Annotated in this window: 7 protein-coding genes and 2 pseudogenes (1 of these 9 only partly in view); 3 read left to right on the top strand and 6 right to left on the bottom strand. The window is 70.6% G+C overall.

What is annotated here, in order from left to right; translation table 11 throughout:
- The 4 genes from JK364_RS34710 to hemA all read right to left on the bottom strand — a co-directional run.
- A protein-coding gene (locus JK364_RS34710) for a type I polyketide synthase (RefSeq protein ID WP_201855339.1) crosses the window boundary here: on the bottom strand, positions 1 to 11,964 show its 5' portion. 25,710 nt of this gene lie to the left of the window's left edge; the window shows 11,964 of its 37,674 coding nt (coding positions 1–11,964); it begins with the start codon at positions 11,962 to 11,964; the stop codon falls past the left edge of the window.
- A gap of 290 nt (positions 11,965 to 12,254) precedes the next feature.
- Complete coding sequence (locus JK364_RS34715) at positions 12,255 to 13,322, bottom strand: acyl-CoA synthetase family protein (protein WP_201855340.1); 1,068 nt, start codon at positions 13,320 to 13,322, stop codon at positions 12,255 to 12,257.
- Positions 13,319 to 14,260, bottom strand: a complete 942-nt coding sequence (locus JK364_RS34720) for an ACP S-malonyltransferase (protein WP_201855341.1) — start codon at positions 14,258 to 14,260, stop codon at positions 13,319 to 13,321. The genes JK364_RS34715 and JK364_RS34720 overlap by 4 nt, the downstream gene beginning before the upstream one ends.
- A 226-nt stretch (positions 14,261 to 14,486) precedes the next feature.
- Positions 14,487 to 15,734, bottom strand: coding sequence for a 5-aminolevulinate synthase (gene hemA / locus JK364_RS34725; RefSeq protein ID WP_307841465.1), 1,248 nt, complete (start codon positions 15,732 to 15,734; stop codon positions 14,487 to 14,489).
- A 260-nt stretch (positions 15,735 to 15,994) separates the two neighbouring features.
- Here hemA and JK364_RS34730 point away from each other — a divergent pair, with 260 nt between their 5' ends.
- From JK364_RS34730 to JK364_RS57680, 3 genes are all read left to right on the top strand, one after another.
- The gene (locus tag JK364_RS34730) at positions 15,995 to 17,536 is read left to right on the top strand and encodes a class I adenylate-forming enzyme family protein (RefSeq protein ID WP_201855343.1); all 1,542 of its coding nucleotides are present in this window, start codon (positions 15,995 to 15,997) and stop codon (positions 17,534 to 17,536) included.
- Positions 17,533 to 19,089 carry a long-chain-fatty-acid--CoA ligase gene (locus JK364_RS34735; protein ID WP_201855344.1) on the top strand — a complete coding sequence of 519 codons (1,557 nt, stop codon included), beginning with the start codon at positions 17,533 to 17,535 and terminating at the stop codon, positions 19,087 to 19,089. The genes JK364_RS34730 and JK364_RS34735 overlap by 4 nt, the downstream gene beginning before the upstream one ends.
- 152 nt (positions 19,090 to 19,241) lie before the next feature.
- The gene (locus JK364_RS57680; protein WP_201855345.1) at positions 19,242 to 21,026 is read left to right on the top strand and encodes an RICIN domain-containing protein; all 1,785 of its coding nucleotides are present in this window, start codon (positions 19,242 to 19,244) and stop codon (positions 21,024 to 21,026) included.
- 14 nt (positions 21,027 to 21,040) lie between these two features.
- Here the strand turns inward: JK364_RS57680 and JK364_RS34745 are convergent.
- A pseudogene (locus JK364_RS34745) lies at positions 21,041 to 21,376 on the bottom strand (class I SAM-dependent methyltransferase); the annotation flags it as partial.
- Positions 21,377 to 21,504: 128 nt separating this feature from the next.
- Positions 21,505 to 22,416: pseudogene (locus tag JK364_RS34750) on the bottom strand (extracellular catalytic domain type 1 short-chain-length polyhydroxyalkanoate depolymerase); the annotation flags it as partial.
- Between the last annotated feature and the right edge of the window lie 14 nt (positions 22,417 to 22,430).

Here is a 22,430-nt window from a genome sequence, read left to right on the forward strand (position 1 = left end):
CCGGATCGGGCCCGCGCCGTATCCATGTGATCCGGCGCCCACGAACACACCGGTCTGGCTGCCGCGCAGGGAGGCCGGGTCGATGCCCGCGCGCTCGAAGGTCTCCCAGGATGTCTCCAGCAGCAGTCGGTGCTGCGGGTCCATCGCCACCGCCTCACGCGGCGAGATGCCGAAGAACGCCGCGTCGAATTCACCCGCGCCGTCGACGAAGCCACCGTGGCGCGTGTAGGTCTTCCCGGGGACGTCGGGGTCGGCGTCGTAGAGTCCGTCGAGCTCCCAGCCACGGTCTTCGGGGAAGCCGGATATCGCGTCACGGCCCTCGGTCAGCAGGTCCCACAGCTCCTCCGGGGACCGGACACCGCCGGGCAGACGGCACCCCATGGCGACGATGGCGATCGGATCGTCGTCCGGCTCGGCCGGGGTAACGGGCGCGGGTGCCGAGGGAGCATCGCCCTCCCGGAGGCCGAGCAGTTCCGCACGGAGGTATTCCGCGAGCGCGGCGGGGGTCGGGTAGTCGAAGACGACCGTGGCGGGCAGCCGCTCACCGGTGGCCGCGTTCAGCCGGTTCCGCAGCTCCACCGCCGTGAGGGAGTCGAAACCGTGCTCCTTGAAGGAGATCTCCGGCTCGACCGCGTCCGGTGTGCTGTGGCCTAGGACGGTGGCGGCCTGGTCCTGGACCATGCGCAGCACCATCCGCTCCCGCTCCGCGTCGCCCACCCGGCGCAGGCGCTGCCGTAGCGACGCCTCCTCCGATGTGGGCGCCGTCTGGGCCAGTGCGCGGCGGGCCACGGCGGCCCGTTCCGGTCGGCCGTCGCCGGGCTCGGCTGCCACGGCCGCGAACTGCTCCTCCGTCACCGGCCGTGCCACCAGCGCGTCCACCGTGGCCACCGGTGTTCCGGCCGGGTCGGCGACCAGCGCGGACAGGGTGTCGGCGCCCTTGCGGGTCAGCCGTACGCGGAGCATCGACGCTCCGGTCGCGTGCAACGACATACCGCTCCAGAGGAACGGCAGGCGGATGCCGTCCACGTTGCCCGAGAGGGGCGCCAAGCCCGTCTGCAAGGCGGTGTCCAGCAGCGCCGGGTGGATGCCGAACCGGGGCACCTCACCACGGGCTTCCTCCGGCAGCACCACTTCGGCGAAGAGCTCGTCACCGCGGCGCCATACCGCGTGAACACCGCGGAAGACGGGCCCGTACGCCACGCCGGCGTCGGCCAACCGCTCGTAGAAGCCGGTCATATCGACGGCCGACGAGCCAGCCGGCGGCCATATGCTGAGGTCAGCGACCGGATTCGGGTCGGTGGCGTGGCTGTGGGCTTCGCTGTGGACCTCGCTGTCGGCCTCGCCGTGTGCTTCGCTGTGGACCAGCGCTCCCGAGGCATACCGGGTCCACGGCCGGTCCGCGATGTCCTCCGGTCGCGCGTACACCCGTATGGGACGTCCGCCATCCTCCTCGGGCCCGCCGACGGTCAACTGGATCTGTACGGCGCCCTGTTCGGGAAGCACCAGAGGCGCCTCCAGCGTCAGCTCCTCCACGCGATCGCATCCGGCCGCGTCACCGGCTCGCAGCGCCAACTCGACGAACGCGGACGCGGGCAACAGGGCCCGGCCGAGCACGGTGTGTTCGGCGAGCCAGGGATGCGTACGGAGCGAGAGGCGCCCCGTCAGCAACCACCCGTCCGAGTCGGGCAGCGTGGTCGCCGCGCCGAGGAGGGGGTGATCGGCGGAGGTCAGTCCGGCCGAGGACACATCGCCCGCCACGGCTGAGGGCTCGACCCAGTAGCGCTGGTGCTGGAAGGCGTACGTCGGCAGATCGACCCGCCGCGCACCCGTGCCCGCGAACGTCCCCGCCCAGTCGACGGACGCGCCGCCCACGTATGCCTCGGCCAGGGAGGTGACGAATCGGTCGAGACCGCCTTCGTCACGGCGCAGGGATCCGACGGCGGTGATAGGTGTGCCGTGGTCCTGGGCCGTCTGCTCCACGCCCATGGTCAGGACGGGGTGGGCGCTGGCCTCGACGAACGTATCGAAGCCGCCGGCGAGCAGGGCGCGGACGGTCTCGTCGAAGCGCACTGTCTGACGGAGATTGCGGTACCAGTACCCGGCGTCCAGTTCCTGGGTGTCCAGCACACCTGCCGTGACCGTGGAGTAGAAGGGCACCGACGACGGGCGTGGGGCGATCCCCGCGAGGGTCTGCCGGAGCTCGTCCTCGATGGCCTCGACATGAGCGCAGTGGGAGGCGTAGTCCACGGGAATGCGCCGCGCCCGGATCTCATCCGCCTCGCACGCGGCCAGCAGCTCGTCCAACGCGTCCGTGTCACCGGACACCACGACCGCCGAGGGCCCGTTCACCGCCGCCACCGACAGCCGCTCATCCCAACGGCCCAGCCGCTCCCGCACGGCCTCTACGGGCAGCGGCACCGACACCATGCCACCGAGCCCCGACAACGCCCGCAACGCCCTGCTCCGCAACGCCACCACCCGCGCCGCGTCCTCCAACGACAACGCACCCGCCACACACGCCGCCGCGATCTCACCCTGCGAATGACCCACCACCGCCGCGGGCTCCACACCGTACGAACGCCACAACTCCGCCAACGACACCATCACCGCCCACAACACCGGCTGCACCACATCCACCCGCCCCAACGCCACCTCATCACGCAGCACATCCACCAACGACCACTCCACAAACGGCCCCAACGCCACCGCACACTCACCCAACCGCTCCGCGAACACCGGAGACGACTCCAACAACCCCGCCGCCATCCCCACCCACTGCGCCCCCTGACCAGGGAAGACAAAGGCGACGCGGTCCGAGGAGCCAGTAGCCGCCCCGCGCACCACACCCGTGGCCTCGCGACCCTCGGCCAGCGCGGTCAGGCCGCTGACGAGCGCGGTACGGTCACCGCCCAGCACCACCGCCCGGCGCTCGAACACCGCACGTGTGGTGACCAGCGACAGGCCGATGTCCACGGACGCCGGACCGGCCCCCTCGCCCACCGTCGACAGCAAGCGCGCGGCCTGGTCCTGGAGTCCCGCCTCGGATCGCGCCGATACCGCCCACGGCACCACGCCGCTCGGTTCGGAGGTGGCGTCCGTGGCGGCATCGGACTCCATCGGCCCCTGCTCCAGGATCACATGGGCGTTGGTGCCGCTCACGCCGAAGGAGGAGATGCCCGCCCGACGGGGCCGACCGGTCTCGGGCCATGCCATCGGGGTGGTCAGAAGCTCCACCGCGCCCGCGGACCAGTCCACGTGCGGTGATGGCTCATCGATGTGCAGGGTCCGCGGAAGCAGGCCGTGGCGCATGGCCAGCACCGACTTGATGACCCCGGCCACACCGGCCGCCGCCTGGGTGTGGCCGATGTTGGACTTGATCGAGCCGAGCCACAGCGGCCGCTCGTCGGGCCGGTCCTGTCCGTACGTGGCCAGCAGCGCCTGCGCCTCGATCGGATCGCCCAGCGTCGTACCCGTGCCATGCGCCTCGACGGTATCGACGTCGGCGGCCGACAGCCGCGCGTTCGCCAGGGCCGCGCGGATCACCCGCTGCTGCGACGGTCCGCTCGGCGCGGTGAGGCCGTTGCTCGCGCCGTCCTGGTTGACGGCGGAACCGCGTACCACCGCCAGCACCTGGTGACCGTTGCGGCGCGCGTCCGACAGCCGCTCCAGCAGCAGCAAGCCCACACCTTCGCCCCAGCCGGTGCCGTCCGCGGCCGCCGCGAACGCCTTGCACCGGCCGTCGGCCGCCAGACCGCGCTGTCGGCTGAACTCCACGAAGAGCTCGGGGGTGGACATGATGGTGACACCGCCGGCGAGCGCGAGCGAGCATTCACCCTGGCGCAGGGACTGCGCCGCCAGATGCAGGGCGACCAGCGACGACGAACAGGCGGTGTCCACCGTGACCGCCGGGCCCTCGAAGCCGAAGGTGTAGGAGATACGGCCGGAGACGACGCTGGCGGCGCTGCTGGTGACCAGGTGGCCCTCGACGTGCTCCGCTGCCGCCTGGCGCAGGCTGGTCGCGTAGTCCTGGCCGTTGCTGCCCACGAAGACCCCGGTGTGGCTGCCCCGGAGCAGCGTGGGATCGATCCGCGCCCGCTCGAACGCCTCCCACGACGTCTCCAGCAGCAGCCGCTGCTGCGGGTCCATCGCCACCGCCTCACGCGGCGAGATGCCGAAGAACTTCGGGTCGAAGTCGCCTGCTCCCCTGAGGAATCCGCCCTCGCGGACATAGCTCTTGCCGTGCTCGTCCGGGTCCGGCCCGTAGAGCGTGTCCAGGTCCCATCCGCGGTCGGCGGGGAACTCGGTCAGCACCTCGCGCCCGGCGATCAGCAGCTGCCACAGGTCTTCCGGTGTTCGCACCTCGCCGGGGAAGCGACAGCTCATGGCCACAATGGCGATGGGTTCGTCGTCGGTGGCCACGACGACGGGCAACGCGGCGTCCGCGCCGTTCCGCAGCCCCAGCACCTCGGTGCGCACCAGTTTGACCAGCGCCGTCACGGTGGGGTGGTCGAAGAGCAGGGTGCTCGGCAGGCTGAGCCCGGTGGCCGCGTTCAGCCGGTTGCGCAGGGTCACCGCCGCGAGGGAGTCGAAACCCAGTTCCTTGAAGGCCCGGTCGGCATCGATGGCCTCGGGACGGCGGTGTCCCAGGACGGCTGCCACATGGGACCGCACGAACTCCAGGAGGACACGCTCTTGTTCCGCCGTTCCCAGCCCGGCGAGCCGTCGACGAAGCGACTCATCAGTGGTCGTGACCTCGTTGGCGGTGTCGGGTGAGCCGTGGGCCATGAGGTCGTGCAGAAGGCGGCGCGAACGGGTGTCCGCCATCGTCCCGGCCAGGGTGTCCCACTCAACGTCGGCGACGATCAGAGCCGCTGCCGCCGGATGGTTGACGCTCTGCTCCAGGGCGGCGACGGCCGACTCGGGGCCCATCGCGGGGAGACCGTGGCGCCGCCACCGGTCCGCGACGGCCTCTGCCATGCCGTTGTCGGCCCACGGGCCCCAGGCCACCGAGGTGGCCGGAAGCCCCGCACCACGCCGCCACTCCGCCAACGCATCCAAAATCGCGTTCGCCGCCGCATAATTCGCCTGCCCAGCCGCACCCACCGTCCCCGAGAACGAGGAAAACAGCACAAACGCCGAAAGCTCCAGCTCCCGCGTCAACTCATGCAAATGCCAAGCCGCCTCGGACTTCGCCCGCAGCACGCCTTCGAACCGCTCGGCCGACAACCCGTCCAGCACACCGTCATCCAGCACACCCGCCGCATGCACCACCCCCGTCAGCGGCAACTCCTCCGGCACCCCCGCCAACACCCCAGCCAGCGCACCCCGGTCACCCACATCACACGCCACAACCGTCACCCGAGCACCGATCTCCCTGAGCTCGGCACACAACTCATCCGCACCCTCAGCCCCAGGACCACGACGCGACACCAACAGCAGATGCTCCACACCCGAACGCGCCAACCACCGCGCCACATGAGCACCCAACGCACCCGTACCACCGGTCACCAGCACAGTGCCCGACGGCTCCCAACCCTCGGCGCCATGTGCACCCTCGACCGCACGCGCCACACGGCGGCCGAACACACCCGATGCCCGCACCGCCGCCTCGGTCTCGCCCGCACCACCACTCACCACACCCACCAGCCGGTCCGCCACCCGCGCATCCCATGCCTCGGGCAGGTCGACAAGGCCGCCCCAGCGCTCCGGCGCCTCCAGTCCGGCGACCCGGCCCAGCCCCCACACACCCGCCTGCTCCACACTCGACGGACTCTCCGAACCGCCCACCGCCACCGCACCCCGCGTCACACACCACACACGGCCACCCACACCCGCATCCCCGACCCCCTGGAGCAGGGACAACGTCAGCGCCAGGCCCAACGGCACCGCCCCGTACTCACCATGCCGTCCCTCCGCCGACGCCAGCAGTGACACCACGCCCGCGGCGTCAGAGACTTCGGCCTCCTCCAGGGCCCGGCGCAGCCGGTCCGCCATCGCCGCGCGGTCGGCGTCGTCCTGCCCCAGCTCGACCAGGACGGGCAGGGCACCGTGCCCAGCCAACGCCGCCACACAGCCCGCGACCCACTCATCCTCGGCCAGCCCCGCCGGGACCGCCACCAGCCACGTGCCCGTCAGCGCAGCGCCCACCACATCCGAAACGGGCGACCACGACACCCGATAGCGCCGGCGATCGGCCGCCTGCGTCAGCGCCGGGACCGTGCCGGTACGGACCGGCTCCAGCCAGAAGCGCTCCCGCTGGAACGCATACGTCGGCAACTCGACACGGCGAGGGCGGGCCGGCGCCAACAGGGCTGACCAGTCGACCTGCCGCCCCCGTACATAGATCTCGGCGAGCGCCTCCTGCAGCGAAGGGATCTCGGCCCGGCCATCGCGCAGCACCGATGCGAAGACCGCGTCGGAGACACACTCCTGCCCCATCCCGGACAGCACCCCGTCCGGACCCAGCTCCAGGAAGGTGGTGACCCCCGCGTCCGCCAGACTCCGCACCCCGTCCGCGAACCGCACGGCCTCACGTACATGCCGCACCCAGTACTCGGCGGAGCACAGCGCATCGGCATCCGCCACCAGACCCGTCACATTCGACACGACGGGGATACGCGGAGGCGCGTACGACAACCCCTCGGCCACCTGCCGGAACTCCGCCAGCATCGGCTCCATCAACGGCGAATGGAACGCATGCGAAACCCGCAGCCGCTTCGTCTTGACGCCCTCAGCCTCCAGCAGCCCGACGACCTCCGCAATCGCCGCCTCAGCACCGGAAATCACGGTGGAGCGCGGACCGTTGACCGCCGCCACACTCACCTCAGCCTCACGACCGACCAGCAACCGAAGCACATCCACCTCGGCAGCCTGCACCGACACCATCACCCCACCCGACGGCAACCCCTGCATCAACCGCCCACGAGCCGCCACCAACACACACGCATCCGCAAGCGACAACACACCCGCCACATACGCCGCCACCAACTCACCAATCGAATGCCCGGCCACAAAATCCGGCCGCACACCCCACGACTCCACCAACCGGAACAGCCCCACCTCCACCGCAAACAACCCACACTGCGCAAACCCGGTCTCATCCAACCCCGACACATCCCCGAACACCACATCCCGCAGCGAACGCTCCAACACCCCATCGAACAGCGCACACACCTGGTCAAACACGTCCGCGAAGACCGGGAACGCCTCATACAACTCCCGACCCATCCCAACCCGCTGACTCCCCTGCCCCGAGAACAACACCGCCAGCTTCCCCGGCACCACCGAACCCCGCACCACACCAGCCGCCGGTACACCATCCACCAGCGCACCCAGCCCGACCGCAAGCCCCTCACGGTCACCGGCGAGCGCTACCGCCCGATGCTCGAACACCGAGCGCGTGGTCACCAGCGACGAGGCCACATCCACGGCCGACGCCTCAGCGTCCAGCTCCCCACGCACCGCCGACAGCAACCGCTCCGCCTGCGCCCGCAGCGCACCCTCGGACCTCGCCGACACCACCCACGGCACCGATGCCGGGGCCTCCCGCCCCTCGTCCACCGGCTCGGCAACGCCCACCTCCGCGGGAGCCTGCTCCACGATGACATGGGCGTTTGTTCCGCTGATGCCGAACGACGACACACCCGCACGCCACGACCGGCCCATCTCCGGCCACACCACCGCATCCGTCAGCAGCTCCACCGCACCCGCCGACCAATCCACATGCGGCGACGGCTCATCCACGTGCAGCGACTTCGGGAGCACCCCGTGCCGCATCGCCAGCACCATCTTCATCACGCCCGCGACACCCGCCGCCGCCTGCGTATGACCGATGTTGGACTTCACCGATCCCAGCCACAGCGGCCGGTCCTCGGCGCTCCGCTCCCGCCCGTAGGTCGCGAGCAGCGCCTCGGCCTCGATCGGGTCGCCCAGGGCCGTGCCCGTGCCGTGCGCTTCGACCGCGTCCACGTCGGCGGGCGTAAGTCCGGCGTTCGCCAACGCCGCCCGGATCACGCGCTGTTGGGAGGGTCCGTTCGGCGCGGTCAGGCCGTTTGACGCACCGTCCTGGTTGACCGCGCTGCCCCGCACCACCGCGAGCACCTGGTGGCCGTTCCGCCGTGCGTCCGACAGCCGTTCCAGCAGCAGCATCCCGGCGCCCTCGGCCCAGCCCGTACCATCCGCCGCCGACGCGAACGGCTTGCACCGGCCGTCCGGAGCCAGTCCCCGCTGCCTGCTGAACTCCACGAACAGCCCCGGCGTAGGCATCACCGTCACACCACCGGCGAGGGCGAGCGCGCACTCGCCCTGGCGCAGCGACTGGACCGCCAGATGCAGTGCCACCAAGGAGGACGAGCAGGCGGTGTCCACCGTCATCGCCGGGCCCTCGAAGCCCATGGTGTAGGAGATACGGCCGGAAGCGGCGCTGACGGTGTTGCCGGTCAGCAGGTAGCCCTGCAGCTCGTCCGAGGCGTCGTGCATCCGCGGGCCGTAGTCCTGGGACATCGCGCCCACGAAGACACCGGTCCGGCGCTTCTCCCGCCCGGCCGGGTCGATGCCCGCGCGTTCGAAGACCTCCCAGGAGGTCTCCAGCAGGAGCCGCTGCTGCGGGTCCATCGCCAGCGCCTCGCGCGGCGAGATCCCGAAGAAGGAGGCATCGAAGTCCCCGGCGTCGTAGAGGAATCCGCCTTCACGGGTGTACGTCGTCCCGGCCCGTCCGGGGTCAGCGTCATACAGCCCGGACAGATCCCAGCCCCGGTCCGCCGGGAAGGCCCCGATGGCGTCGCCACCGGAGGCGATCAGCTGCCACAGCTCCTCGGGCGACCGCACACCACCGGGGTAGCGGCAGCTCATGGCCACGATCGCGATGGGCTCGTCCGGAGCCATGCCGACCGGCACCGACGCGATGTCCTCGCGTCCGTCGTCACCCAGAAGCCTGTCCCGCAGATGGCGTACGAGGGCCCGGGGCGTGGGGTGGTCGAACAGCAGCGTGGTCGACAGTCGCAGTCCGGTGGTGGTGTTCAGACGGTTGCGGAAGTCGACGGCGCCGAGCGAATCGAAGCCCAGTTCCTTGAAGGTCCGGCCGAGATCGACGGCTTCCCGTCCTTCGTACCCCAGCGCGGTGGCGACCTGGTCACGTACCAGGTCCGCCACCATCTCCCCTCGCTGGGCTTCGTCCAGCGGAGCGAGACGCGCGCGCAGGAGCGACGCCGCATCGGTCGCCGATGTGTGGTCCGCGCTGTCATCGGGGTCGGTCGCGTCGGCCTCGGTGAGCGGGCTCGGCTGCGGCAGGGCCTGGACGTCCAGCCAGTACCGCTTGCGCTGGAAGGCATACGTGGGCAGCTCGACCCGACGCGCACCTGTCCCCGCGAACACCCCCGCCCAGTCGACAGATGCCCCGCCCACATACGCCTCGGCCACGGAGGTCAGGAAGCGATCCAGGCCACCCTCGTCACGGCGCAGCGAACCGACGGCCGCCACGTCGGAGCCATGCTGCTCGGCGGTCTGCTCCACCCCCACTGTGAGTACGGGATGGGCGCTGGCCTCGATGAACACCTGGAGGCCATCGGCCAGCAGGGCGCGTACGGTCTCCTCGAAACGCACGGTCTGCCGCAGATTCCGGTACCAGTACCCGGCGTCCAGATCGGCCGTATCGAGCACTCCACCGGTCACCGTCGAATAGAACGGCACCGACGACGACCGAGGAGCGATCCCCGCGAGCTCCCGCAGCAACTCGCCCTCGATGGACTCCACATGAGCACAGTGCGAGGCGTAATCCACCGGCACACGCCGCGCCCGAATCTCCTCCGCCTCGCATGCCGCCAGCAGCTCGTCCAACGCGTCCGTGTCACCGGAGACCACGACCGCCGAGGGCCCGTTCACCGCCGCCACCGACAGCCGTTCACCCCACCGGCCCAGCCGCTCCCGTACGGCCTCCACCGGCAGCGACACCGACACCATCCCACCGAGCCCCGACAGCGCCCGCAGCGCCTTGCTCCGCAACGCCACCACCCGCGCCGCATCCTCCAACGACAGCGCACCCGCCACACACGCCGCCGCGATCTCACCCTGCGAATGACCAATGACCGCCGCGGGCTCCACACCGTACGAACGCCACAACTCCGCCAACGACACCATCACCGCCCACAACACCGGCTGCACCACATCCACCCGCCCCAACGCCACCTCATCGCTGAGCACATCCACCAACGACCACTCCACAAACGGCCCCAACGCCACCGCACACTCACCCAACCGCTCCGCAAACACCGGAGACGACTCCAACAACCCCGCCGCCATCCCCACCCACTGCGACCCCTGACCCGGAAACACCAACACCGCACGACCATCACCACCGGCAACCACACCCCGCACCGAACCCGGAGCGCCGCCACCCTCAGCCACCGCACTCAAGCCCTCGGCCAGAGCCCCACGATCAGACCCCAACACCACCGCACGATGCTCGAACGCACTACGCGTCGCCGCCAGAGAGAACCCGACGTCTCCGGCCGACAGCTCCGCCCGCTCCCCCACGTACGACGCCAGCCGACCCGCCTGTGCCCGCAACGCCGCCTCGGAGCGCCCCGACACCAGCCATGGGATCCGGCCCGGAGTACCGATCCCCTCAGATCCCGCCACGTCCCGAGCCACCGCAAGCTCCGGGGCCCCGGAGAGCACCACATGGCAGTTCGTCCCGCCCACTCCGAACGAGCTCACCCCGGCGATCAACGCCTCCCGGGTCCCCGCCGCATCCGCGGTCCACGGCTCGGATGCCGTCTGCACCCGCAGCCTCAGCCGATCCAGCGGAATATCCGGGTTGGGCGTCCGGAAGTTGAGGCTGGGGAAGAGCTCGCCGTGCTTGAGCCCCAGGGCCGTCTTGATGAAGCCGACGACACCGGCCGCGCCCTCCAGATGGCCCACGTTGGTCTTGGCCGACCCCACCAGCAGTGGGGCGTCGGTGGGGCGCCGTGCCGTGCCCAGGACCGCGCCCAGCGCCACCGCCTCGATCGGGTCGCCGACCCTCGTGCCGGTGCCGTGGAGTTCCACGTACTGGACACGGGCCGGGTCGACTCCGGCCTGCCGGTAGGCACGGCGCATGAGGTCCTCCTGGGCCTCCTGGTGGGGGGTGGTGAGGTGGTCCCCGCCACCGTCGTTGTTGAGTGCGCTGCCCCGGATGACGCAGTACACGGGGTCCCCGTCGGCGAGGGCGTCCGCGAGAGGCTTGAGAACGACGGCGCCGCCGCCCTCGCCGCGTACGAAACCGTTGGCGCGGGCGTCGAAGGTGTAGGTGACGCCGTCCGGTGACAGCCCGCCGAACCGGGCGGCGCTGACGCCGCTTTCGGGGGCGAGGTTGAGGTGGACGCCGCCGGCGATGGCGATGGATGTCTCGCCACGGCGGATGCTTTCGCAGGCCAGGTGGATGGCCGCCAGCGAGGACGCCTGTCCGGCGTCGAGGGTGAGGCTGGGGCCGCGCAGGCCGAGGTGGTAGGAGACGCGGTTGGCGATGATGCCGCGGTGGAGTCCGGTGAAACTGTGCCGGTCGATGGCCTCCGGTCCGCCCCGCCGGACCAGGGTGGCGTAGTCGTCCGCGATCACACCGATGTACACGCCGGTGCGGCTGTCGCGGAGCCGGTCCGGAACGATTCCGGCGTCTTCGAGGGCCTCCCATGTCAGTTCCATGGTCAGTCGCTGCTGGGGGTCCATGGCCGCGGCCTCGCGTGGCGAGATGCCGAAGAAGGCGGCGTCGAAGTGGTCGATCCGGTCCCGGTCCAGGAATCCGCCCCGCCGAGGGGCACCAGTGGCCCCGTCCCACCGTCCCTCCGGGGCCTCCGTGATGGCGTCGGCGCCGTCGCGGAGCAGTTGCCGGAAGGTGGCGGGGTCGGGTGCTCCGGGGAGGCGGCAGGACAGTCCGACGACCGCGATCGGCGCGTCCGTCGTGGTCGGCGAGGTGCCGTCGGAACCCTTCATGAGCGTGACTCCCTGGATCCAGGAACGTAGGACGCCGGGCGCACACCAGCGCAACGCGAAGGTCTGCGCCGCGTCCGGGCAGGACAGCGGGACAGCGGGACAGCGGGACAGGAGAACGAGATGGCGAAGCGGCCGAGGAACGGACGGGACATGGGCGGGTGGGACCCTCCCGCGTGGCGGATGCCACGCGAGGCGCTCATGCCCCGTGGCCGGTGGCCGGTGGCCCGTAGTCCGTGATGCGTGGACCGTGTTCCCCGGGCTTCGTGGATGTCTTGCGGGTCCGGCGGGGCCTAGTAGATGCCTTCCGGCGCCGATCGCACGACCTGCAGTGGCTTGACGTTGGCGACGCCGTCACACGGCCACTCCGGGCCCGTGTCGTACCGCACCGCGAGGTCGCGCTCCAGCACGTTGGGCAGGAAGAGGTCGTCGTGCAGGACGGTCAGCCGGACCTGGCCCTGTTCGCCGTATCCGACCACCTTGGACCAGTCGTCCTTGTCGACTACCGCCATGGTCACCTGCGGGTAGTTCGGCAGGTACGGCATGAGGGCGCCGTCGTCCTGCGCGGGCAGGCCCACGGTGTTGCCGAAGGTGTTGGCGTAGGTGACGACGACCAGTCCGCCGCCCAGGGCCTGGCGGAAGGATCTGCGCATGGCGGGGGTGGCATGTGTCCCACTCAGCCGTACGCCCTTCAGCCGGGCCACCAGTTCGGGCCTCGCCTTGATCAGGGCCTGCAGCAGGGCCGGGGTGGTGACGAGGTAGTCGACCGGCTGGTGCTCCAGGACCGCGGCGATCTGCTCGGTGATGTGGGCCGTGTACTCCTGCGCGTCCTTCAGTCTGCCGTCGCGGAGCAGCCGCTTGACCCAGCGGGGGTCGAAGTCGATGCCGTACACCCGGCCGTCGTACAGGTCGGCCAAGTCCACGGCGCCCTGTCCGATGAGGTGCGGTCCGGTGGGAGTGGCCTGGAGCCAGGTGCGGCCCGGTTCGAATCCCTCGCGCTCGATCACCCAGCGGCGCCAGGCGGCGCGGTGCTCGAGCATCGGCTCGGTGTAGAACACCCGGCAGGGGTTGCCGGTGGTGCCTCCGGAGTCCCAGATCCGGCCGGTCAGGGGCCGGGGCACGGCTTGGGGCACGAGTTCGGCGGGGTCCAGGGTGCGCAGGTCGCCCAGCGGCATCGGGCCGAACGCGGTCAGCTCGTCGTGGCGGGTGATGTCCCGTGGGTCGATGGCGAGTTCGGCCGCGCGCTTGAGCCAGTACGGGGTGCCGGTGTCCGGGTCGAAGTGGCGGCGGACGACCCGTCGGGTCCAGGCGTCGATGTCCTGCGACAGCCACTGGTCGATCTGCTCGGTCACGTCCTTCACTGGGTCACCCCGGCTTCCGTGGAAGGGAGTTCGATGCCGAAGTCGTAGACCGCGGTCATCGCCTCGAAGACATGGTCCGGGGATTCCACGTGGACCACGGGGAACTCCGCGTTCTGGAAGGTGCCGAACGCGGCGGGGCCGAGCACCAGGCCCAGTTCGGTGCCGCCGTCCTCCAGTCCGCCGATCATGTGCGGGACGCTCACGGGTGCGGTGGGGTTGCGGCGGAAGAGATCGCGGATCTCCTCGGCGGTGGTGAGGGCCTTGCGCTCCATGCACGAGTGCACGGGCACCCGTGGGTCATGGAAGGTCATGGCCTCCAGCGTGGGTTCGAGGAAGTCGCTGATGTGCCGCTGGAGCGGCGAGTGGAAGGCCGCGCCGTGGTCGTCGGACACATGCAGCGCGCCGGGTGGGAAGCCCGCGCCGAACTCCTGGAGCGCGGAGCGGTAGCCGCCCAGCAGCACCATGCGCTCCTGGCCCGTGCCGACCTTCCCGAGGTCGGCGGAGAGATACACATCGGGGACGTCGGCGAGGAGGTCGTCGGGGGCGGTGTCGTAGGGGATCCGCAGCATGGCGACGGCCTGCGGGCCGTGGTCCGCGGCCGGCGGGGGTACTTCCCGCAATCGCATCAGCAGGGTGAAGAGATCCTGACGCCCGACGGCTCCGGCGAGAGTGGCGCCGACCAGTGCGCCGAAACTCAGTCCGCATACGGCGGCCGGTGTTATGCCGTATTCCTCGGCGAGAACATCCGCAATTCCTAATACGGCCGCGGCCTGACGAATTGCACCGATCCCTTGTCGGTGCTCCTGTCCCGGTTGCCGTTCTTCTTCGAATATCCGCTGGACGTCGATACCCGTCCACTCGGCGATCCGTTGATAGGTGTGCTGCACACTCGGAAAGAGTTCATACAGCTCCGCGCCGGCTCCCGGCTGATCGTTCATACCACCGTCGAGGACATACGCAAGCGTCACCCCGAAACCCCCGTTTCCGCCCGTTCGCACCGGGCCAAAGCGTGCCGCATCGCCGCGGCACCCCATGAAGTGCTCCCCCGAGATCCCCGTTCCGCTAGCGGGCCTCAGGAATCGCCCAGCTGTTCGCGTTCGCTCATCAAACCTCTCGCCGCCAAGGCGTGTCAAGCAAGATCGACATGCCTTGCGCCACCTTTGCCTAACCCCGGTCGGCCTCATTGCGCAACCGCATTTCAGCGTCCTCGCGGGGGCCGCCGAACTCCTCCCAGACCTGGTCAAGGGCCTTGACGAACATCTCCACCGCGGAGGTGGAATGCACGGCTCCGGGTGCCACCCGCAGGATCTCCTCGCCGGCCCGCACGCTGGGCGCGTTGATCGCCTGCACATAGACGCCGTGCCGCTCCAGCAGGGCCGTGGACATGCGCTTGCACAGGGCCTCGTTCCGCACCAGGACGGACACGATGTGGGTGAGGTCGGAGATGAAGGGGATCCGGCACTCCTTCAGCAGCCGGTGCATCAACTGTGCGTTTGCCCACAGCCGTTCCCTTTCGGCCTCCGAGGAGCGCAGATGGCGGACGGCGGCGAGGGCCGCGGCGGCCACGGCGGGCGGCATCGCGGTGGTGAAGATGAAGGAGCGGGAGAACATCCGCACCGCCTCGATCACCTCCGCCGGGCCCACGATGTACCCGCCGTTGGTGCCAAAACCCTTGGCCAGCGTGCCCATGATGACGGTGAACCGGTCGGCAAGACCCTCGCGCGCCGCGATGCCCGCGCCCTGCGGGCCGTACATGCCGACCGCGTGCACCTCGTCGAGGAAGGTCATGGCACCATGGCGCTTGGCGATGTCGGCGATCTCCGCGAGTGGCGCGATGTCGCCGTTCATCGAGTAGACCGACTCGGTGACGATCAGCTTCGGCGCGTCGGGGTCGGCGGCCGCGAGCAGCTCCTCCAGGTGCGCGGTGTCGTTGTGCCGGAAGATCCGCTTCTGGGCGCCGCTGTGGCGCAGGCCGTCGATGATGGAGGCGTGGTTGAGCGCGTCGGAGAAGACGACGCACCCCTCCATACGGCCCGCGATGACGGACAGCGCGCCGTCGTTGGCGGTGTAGCCGGAGGTGAACAGCAGCGCGTCGTCCTTGCCGTGGAGGGCGCTGAGCTCCTTCTCCAGCAGTACGTGGTAGTGGTTGGTGCCGCCGATGTTCCGCGAGCCGCCGGCGCCCGCCCCGTACTCGTCGACGGCTTCCTTCATGGCCTCCAGGACGGCGGGGTGCTGGCCCATGCCGAGATAGTCGTTGCTGCACCAGACGCTGATCCGGGAGGCGTCCTCGACGCCGCTGACGCTGGCGGCGGGGAACTGGCCGGCGAGCCGTCCGATCTCGAGGAACTCTCGCTTTCCACCGTCGGAACCTTCGGTGAGGCGCGAAAAAAGGTCCAGATATTGGGTCGTCACGTCCACTCACTTCGCTTTTAGGCTACTTGGGGATCGCGCAGAAAGCGGGATGAGCCGTAACGACCCCCCGTCGGCGCCAATCTACATGCGGTCGGCCGTCAATCGGTACACCGAAAGGCAACCTCCGCACACCCGACCCGGTTTCACGGCAGGAAACTGACGAGTGGCCGGAAGAAGGTTGCCATGCCGGGGGCAGGGTGTCATCCTGCAGCGGGAAACGGCACCTTGAACTCATCGGCACACGGCGAACTGGAGTTTCGATGTCTCCGACCGACAATTACGTCCGACGGGTCCTCGAGGCTCTATCAGCCGATTCGGAGCGGGTTGCCCTGCTCCGCGACGATGAGCGGTTCACCGCCGGTGAGTTCACCCGCGCCGTGGTCGCGGCGGCGGAATTGCTGCGCCGCCAGATAGCGGAGGAAGAAATTCCGGTCGTGGCCGTGCTGACGGTCGCCAACACCCCGGCCACCATCATTCTGCGCTATGCCGCGAACCTCATCGGTGCCACGGTGGTCCATCTGCACTCCACCAACGCGGTGGACCCCACCGATCAGCTGGCCACCCGCGAGCGGCACGAGATCCTGAAGAAGACGGGCGCCACGTTCCTCGCCGTGGACGAGGAGAACCTGGGTCCGGCCCGGGAGCTGTGCGAGCGTCTGCCGGAGCCGCCCCGGCTCGCCGCGCTCGGCTCTCTCGGCCCCGATGTGCTGGACCTGACCACGGGCGACGCGGACGCCTTCGATCTGACGGTCGTGGAGACCGACCCCGAGCGCCCGGCCGTGGTCCTGTTCACCAGTGGCACCAGCGGCACCCCGAAGGGTGTGACACTCCCCTTCCGCGTCCGAACTCTCTATCTGCGGGCGGGACTTGAGGCGCCCGGCCCGATCACCTATCTGTCCACGCTGCCGGTGAGCCACTCCAACGGCTCGGGTGCCGACCTCGCCCTCGCCTCCGGTGGCACGGTGGTGCTGCACGAGGGCTTCGACGCGGGCGCGGTGCTCGACGCGGTGGAGCGCCACCGGGTGTCCGCGCTCACCGTCACCCCTCCGCAGCTGTACATGCTGGTGGACCACCCGGCCATCAAGGACACCGATCTGTCGAGCATCCAGATCATCTCCTACGGCGGCTGCCCCGCCGCCCCGGCCCGGCTGGCCGAGGCGGTCGAGGTGTTCGGCCCGGTGCTGCTCCAGTTCTACGGCACCACCGAGACCAGCGGGATCAGCATGCTCGCCCCGCCGGACCACTTCGACCCCGAACTGCGGTTCACCGCCGGCCGGCTGACCGCCGAGGTGCGCATCCGCGACCTGGAGGACCGGCGCGATCTGCCGGTGGGCGAGATCGGCGAGATCCGCGTACGGTCGCCGTTCAACATGCTCGGCTACTGGCGCGAGCCGGAGCTGACCGCGGAGACCGTACGCGACGGCTGGGTGTACACCGGCGACCTCGGCTCCCTCGACGAGCGCGGCTATGTGCGGTTGCACGGCCGGGTGGGCGAGGTGATGAAGACCAACGGGATCAAGGTCCATCCCACCGCCGTCGAGAACGCGCTGCTGACCCACCCCGAGGTGGCCCAGGCCGCGGTGTACGGAGTGACCGACGGGGACCGGGTGGAGCACATCCACGCCGCCGTGGTGCTCCGGCCCGGTGGCGCCGCCGACTTCACCTCGCTGCTCGACCATGTGTCCGGTGAGCTCTCGCCCAAGCATGTGCCGGCCGCCATCACCTTCCACGACGACCTTCCGCTGACCGGTGCGGGCAAGCCGGACAAGCAGCGGCTGGCCGCCCAGCGGGCCGGGGCATGACGCTCACCGCGGCGGCGGTGCTCGCCGAGTCCGCACTGCGGCGCCCGGACCACCCCGCGCTCGTCTTCGGCTCGCGGCGCATCACCTACCGCGAGCTGTGGGACGCCACCCGGCGGTACGCCGCCGTACTGCGCGACCAGGGCATCGGCCCCGGTGACCGGGTGGCGCTGCTGCTGCCGAACACCCCGCACTTCCCGATGGTGTACTACGGGGTGCTGGCGCTCGGCGCCGTGGCCGTCCCGGTGCACGGTCTGCTGCGCGCCGATGAGATCGTCCATGTGCTCCGCGACTCGGAGTCGAAGGTGCTGGTGTGCGGGGCGCCGATGCTCACCGAGGGTGCCAAGGGCGCGGAGGTGGCCGGGGTTCCGGTGGTCACCGTGCTGGAGGAGCACGACGGCGGCCGTCCGCGGCTGGACGCCCTCGCCGAAGGCGCCGAGCCCATCGAACGCTGCGCCCCGCGCGAGCCGGGCGACCTCGCCGTGGTCCTGTACACCTCGGGCACCACCGGCCATCCCAAGGGCGCGATGATCACCCACTTCAACCTGGTGATGAACGTGAGCACCACGATGCGCTCGCCGTTCGACCTCGGCCCCGACGATGTGCTGCTCGGCTGTCTGCCCCTGTTCCACACCTTCGGGCAGACCTGCGGGATGGGCACCACCTTCCTGGCGGGCGGCACGATGGTGCTGATGAGCCGGTTCGACGGCGCCCGGGCACTGGACCTGATGGTCACCGAGGGGTGCACCGTCTTCATGGGCGTGCCCACCATGTATCTGGCCCTGCTCGACGCCGCCGCCGAGGATCCCCGCCGCCCCGCCCTCGACCGCGCCTTCTCCGGGGGCTCGGCGCTTCCGGTGAAGGTGCTCGAGGACTTCCAGGAGGTCTTCGGCTGCCCGATCTACGAGGGGTACGGGCTGACCGAGGCATCACCGGTGGTCGCCTACAACCAGAAGGCGTGGCCGCGCAGACCGGGGACGGTGGGGCGACCGATCTGGGGCGTCGAGGCGGAGATCGCCGCGGCCGATGTGGAGGACCGGGTCGAGCTGCTGCCGACGGGCGCGGTCGGTGAGATCGTCATCCGTGGCCACAATGTGATGGCCGGCTACCTCAACCGCCCGGAGGCCACGGCCGAGGTGCTGGTCGACGGGTGGTTCCGCTCGGGCGACCTCGGCACCAAAGACGCGGAGGGCTATCTCACCCTCGTGGACCGCAAGAAGGACCTGGTGGTGCGCGGCGGCTACAACGTCTACCCGCGCGAGGTGGAGGACGTGCTGACGCGCCACCCGGCCATCGCCCAGGTGGCCGTCATCGGACTGCCCGACGAGGTGTACGGCGAGGAGGTGTGCGCCGTGGTTCGGCCACGTCCCGGGACCGCTCCGGACGCGGCACTCGGCTCCGGGATCGTGGCGTGGGCCAGGGAGCGGCTCGCGGGGCACAAGTACCCGCGCCGGGTGGAGTTCGTCGACGCCTTCCCCCTGGGCCCCAGCGGCAAGGTGCTCAAGCGCGAACTCGTCAGCCGATTCACCACCGGTCGGTTGCCAACCGACCGGTAACCAACCAACCGGTAGCCAACCGACCGGTAGCCAACCGACCGGTAAAGAATTGTCGCCTCAGGGGAGTTCCTGGCGGATACCTTTACCCGCGCCCGCGCCCTCCACCACTATGGGCACTCGTCTCACTGTCGGTGACGCGAGGAGTGGTGAGGGTGACCGACCCGCACGGAATCGAACCCGATGCCACCACCGGGCAGCGGTCGTACGCCCAACTGTCCGACACGGAGCTCACCGAACGGATCCGCTCCGGGGCGCCCACCGCCCTCCCCGCCACCCAGGAACTGAGGGAGCGCCACCTTCCGGCGGTGCTGTCCTACGCCCGGCTCTGCGGCAGGACCCGGGCCGACGCCGACCAACTCGCCGACCTGTCCTTCGGCCTCGCCGGGCAGGAGACCTGTCGCGGTATCGATCCCTGGGGACCGTGGCGCCACCATCTGCTGCTGCTCGTCCAGCGGGTGGCCGCCACCTGGGCGGAGGGCAGCCGGGCGGACCGGCTGGATCCCGCGTTCACCGAGTGGCTCGGCCACTCCGGTACCGCCACGGGCGGTGCGGCCGGACTCCCGAGGCCGCGGGAGCGTTCGCCCATGCTCGGCGGCTTCCTCACCCTCTCGGCGCGCACTCGTGATGTCCTGTGGTACAGCGTGGTGGAGGAGGAGCCCGACACGGTGGTGGCCACCTTCGCGGGGGTGGCGCCGCACACCGTCCCCACGCTCCGGGAGACGGCCCAGGGCGCGCTGCGCGAGGCGTGGCTGCGGACCCATCTGGAGCGTGGCGGCGAGCACACGTGTCAGGGGTTCCGGGGCCTCATCGAGGCGGCCGTACGGCCGGAGAACCCCCGGCGCTGCGATGACCTGGACCGCCATCTGTCCGGCTGCCTTTCGTGTGCCGGGGTGTACGGCGACCTGCTACGGATGGACCACGACCCCCGGCCCGTGATCGCCGATGGCCTCCTGGGGTGGGGCGGAACGTCCTACGTCACGGCGGAACCGGTCGGCAGTGTGCCCTCGGTGGGGTCGGCGGCGCCGCCACCCCTCGAACCGCCGCGGCCGGAGCCTCCCTTGGCCCCCGCTCCCCCGCCGCCGTATCCGCCGGTGGGGCCCACCGGTGTCGCCGGAGTCCCCGGAGTCGCGGCGAACGCGCCGATGGACGGCGGGTCCGCGAGGCGATGGCGCCGACGGGCCTGGGCGGGCTCCCGACCGCACGCGACGGCCGTGCTGGTCGCGGTGGCGGCCGTGGCGGCGGTGGCCCTCACCGTCGCCCTCCTGGTGTCCGACGGGGACGACATGGCCCCGGCCGGACGCGCGAACACCCCCGCACCCACGGCCACTCCAGCGGCTCCGTCGTCGAGCCCGACGACGGATTCGCCGCCTCCGACGAAGGGGCCACAGCGCCCGCCGAACCCCGGTGGCATGACCCGACCGCCCACGACCGCCCCCGCCACCACTCCCCCGAGCACCGCCCCCGCACCCGCCGACCCGATTCCGGACGACAGCTTCACGGCGGTGATCAACGCCGCCTCCGGGCTCTGTCTGGACATCCGCGACGAGCAGTTGGAGAAGCGCACGGACGCCATCCTGGCCCAGTGCAGCGGGAGCGACACCCAGCGGTGGCGGCTGGACTCGGAGGGGCTGCTGCACACCGAGGCCGACCCCGACTTCTGTCTGGACTCGCGCGGGGACACCGACCGGGGTGTCGGCATCTGGCCATGCTCGTCCGCCGACGGCGACAACGGCGAGAACCTGCGGTTCACGGTCGACGGCGGCGGGGTGATCCGCCCTCATATCGCACCCGACTTCGCGGTCACCCCGGACGGCGACGCCCCCGACAGCGAGGTCGAGCTGCGCTCGGCCGAGGACCGGAACGACCAACGGTGGAACGCCGGCCTCGGGGACGCCTCGGCCGATGTGTCGGTGTCGGACCCCGCTCCGGCACGCTGACGGTCGGCGGCACCTCAGGCCGCGGTGCTCCCCTCCCCCGTCGGGCGGCGGAAGAGGGCCGTCCAGAGGAACGGCTCCCCGAAGAGCGGGGAGCCGGATGGCTCGTCGTGCATACGGCGCAGCTCGATCTCGGTCAGCTCGGAGAAGATCCAGCGCAGGGAATCCGGTGTGTAGGCGAGGCCACCGTGGAGCGCGGACTGGTGGTAGAAGGCCGCGTCGGGCAGTTCGGAGCCCATCGCTCCCGCCGCGAAGCAAGTGAGGGCGAGATGGCCACCGGGGGCCAGGACGCTCTCGAGAAGGGCGAGGTAGCTGATCCGGCGGTGCGGTGGCAGATGGTGGAAACAGCCGGCCGCCCACGTCCCCGCGGAAGGCCGCCAGGGGGCCGGTTTCGGCGGCCCCGAGGCGCCTTTCTCAGCATCGTGTCGGCCGGTTCACCGCGTCGGCTCGCTCTTCGTGTTTTCCGCCCGTCAGCGGCTCATCCGGCGTCCAGGCCGAAGAAGGTGATGGCCCGTGCTGCCATCCCGGCGACCGGGAGGGAGTGTCCGGTGCCCTCAACGCTGATCGCCTCAACAGGGGCCTGGTTGCCCGTGGTGCCGTAGCGGGTGCGGGTCCAGGAGGACTGCGGATGGTCCGTGAAGACGGGGGTCTGGCTCACCCCGAGCACATTGGTCCACTGCTTGATCTCCTCGCCGAAGTTCGGATAGCGCAGGGTGCCGTCCGCCGTGCCGTGCCACAGCTGCATCCTCGGCCGGGCGCCCTGGTATCCGGGGTAGGCCCCGCGTGCGAGATCGCCCCACGCCTGCGGGGTCTTGGTGATGGTGCCGTTCGCGCAGGCGGTGTTCCAGCCGGATCCGTCGGTGGTGGCGAAACAGCCGAACGGCACGCCCGCGAAGGCCGCGCCCGCCTTGAACACGTCCGGGTAGTCGCCCAGCAGGACGTTGGTCATCATGGCGCCCGACGAGGCGCCGGTGACGTACACCCGGTTGGGGTCGGCGTTGTGGCGCTGCTGGGCGTAGCGGACCATCGAGACGATGCCGACCGGGTCGCTGCCCCCGTCGTGCCGCAGTGCCTGCGGGGAGGAGACGTCGAAGCAGGCGCCGCTTCTGGTGGCGGAGGGGTAGATGACGATGAAGCCGTACCGGTCGGCCAGCGAGGCGAACTCGGTACCGGAGTAGAACGCGGGCCCCGAGCCCGTGCAGTAGTGCACCGCCACGAGAACGGCGGGCCGTGCCGCGACGTTGTTCGGCACGTACTCGTACATGCGGAGGTTGCTCGGGTTGTTGCCGAAGCCCGTGACCTCGGTGAGCGAGGCGGCCGCCGCGGGTGACGGTGCCAGTAGGAACAGTGCGGCGAGCAGCGGCAGTACGCCGCCGAGTAACGCCGCGGCCATCGACCTCGGTGTCC

Origin of the sequence: Streptomyces endocoffeicus, assembly GCF_016741935.1 — a bacterium.
Taxonomy (GTDB): Bacteria; Actinomycetota; Actinomycetes; order Streptomycetales; family Streptomycetaceae; genus Streptomyces; species Streptomyces endocoffeicus.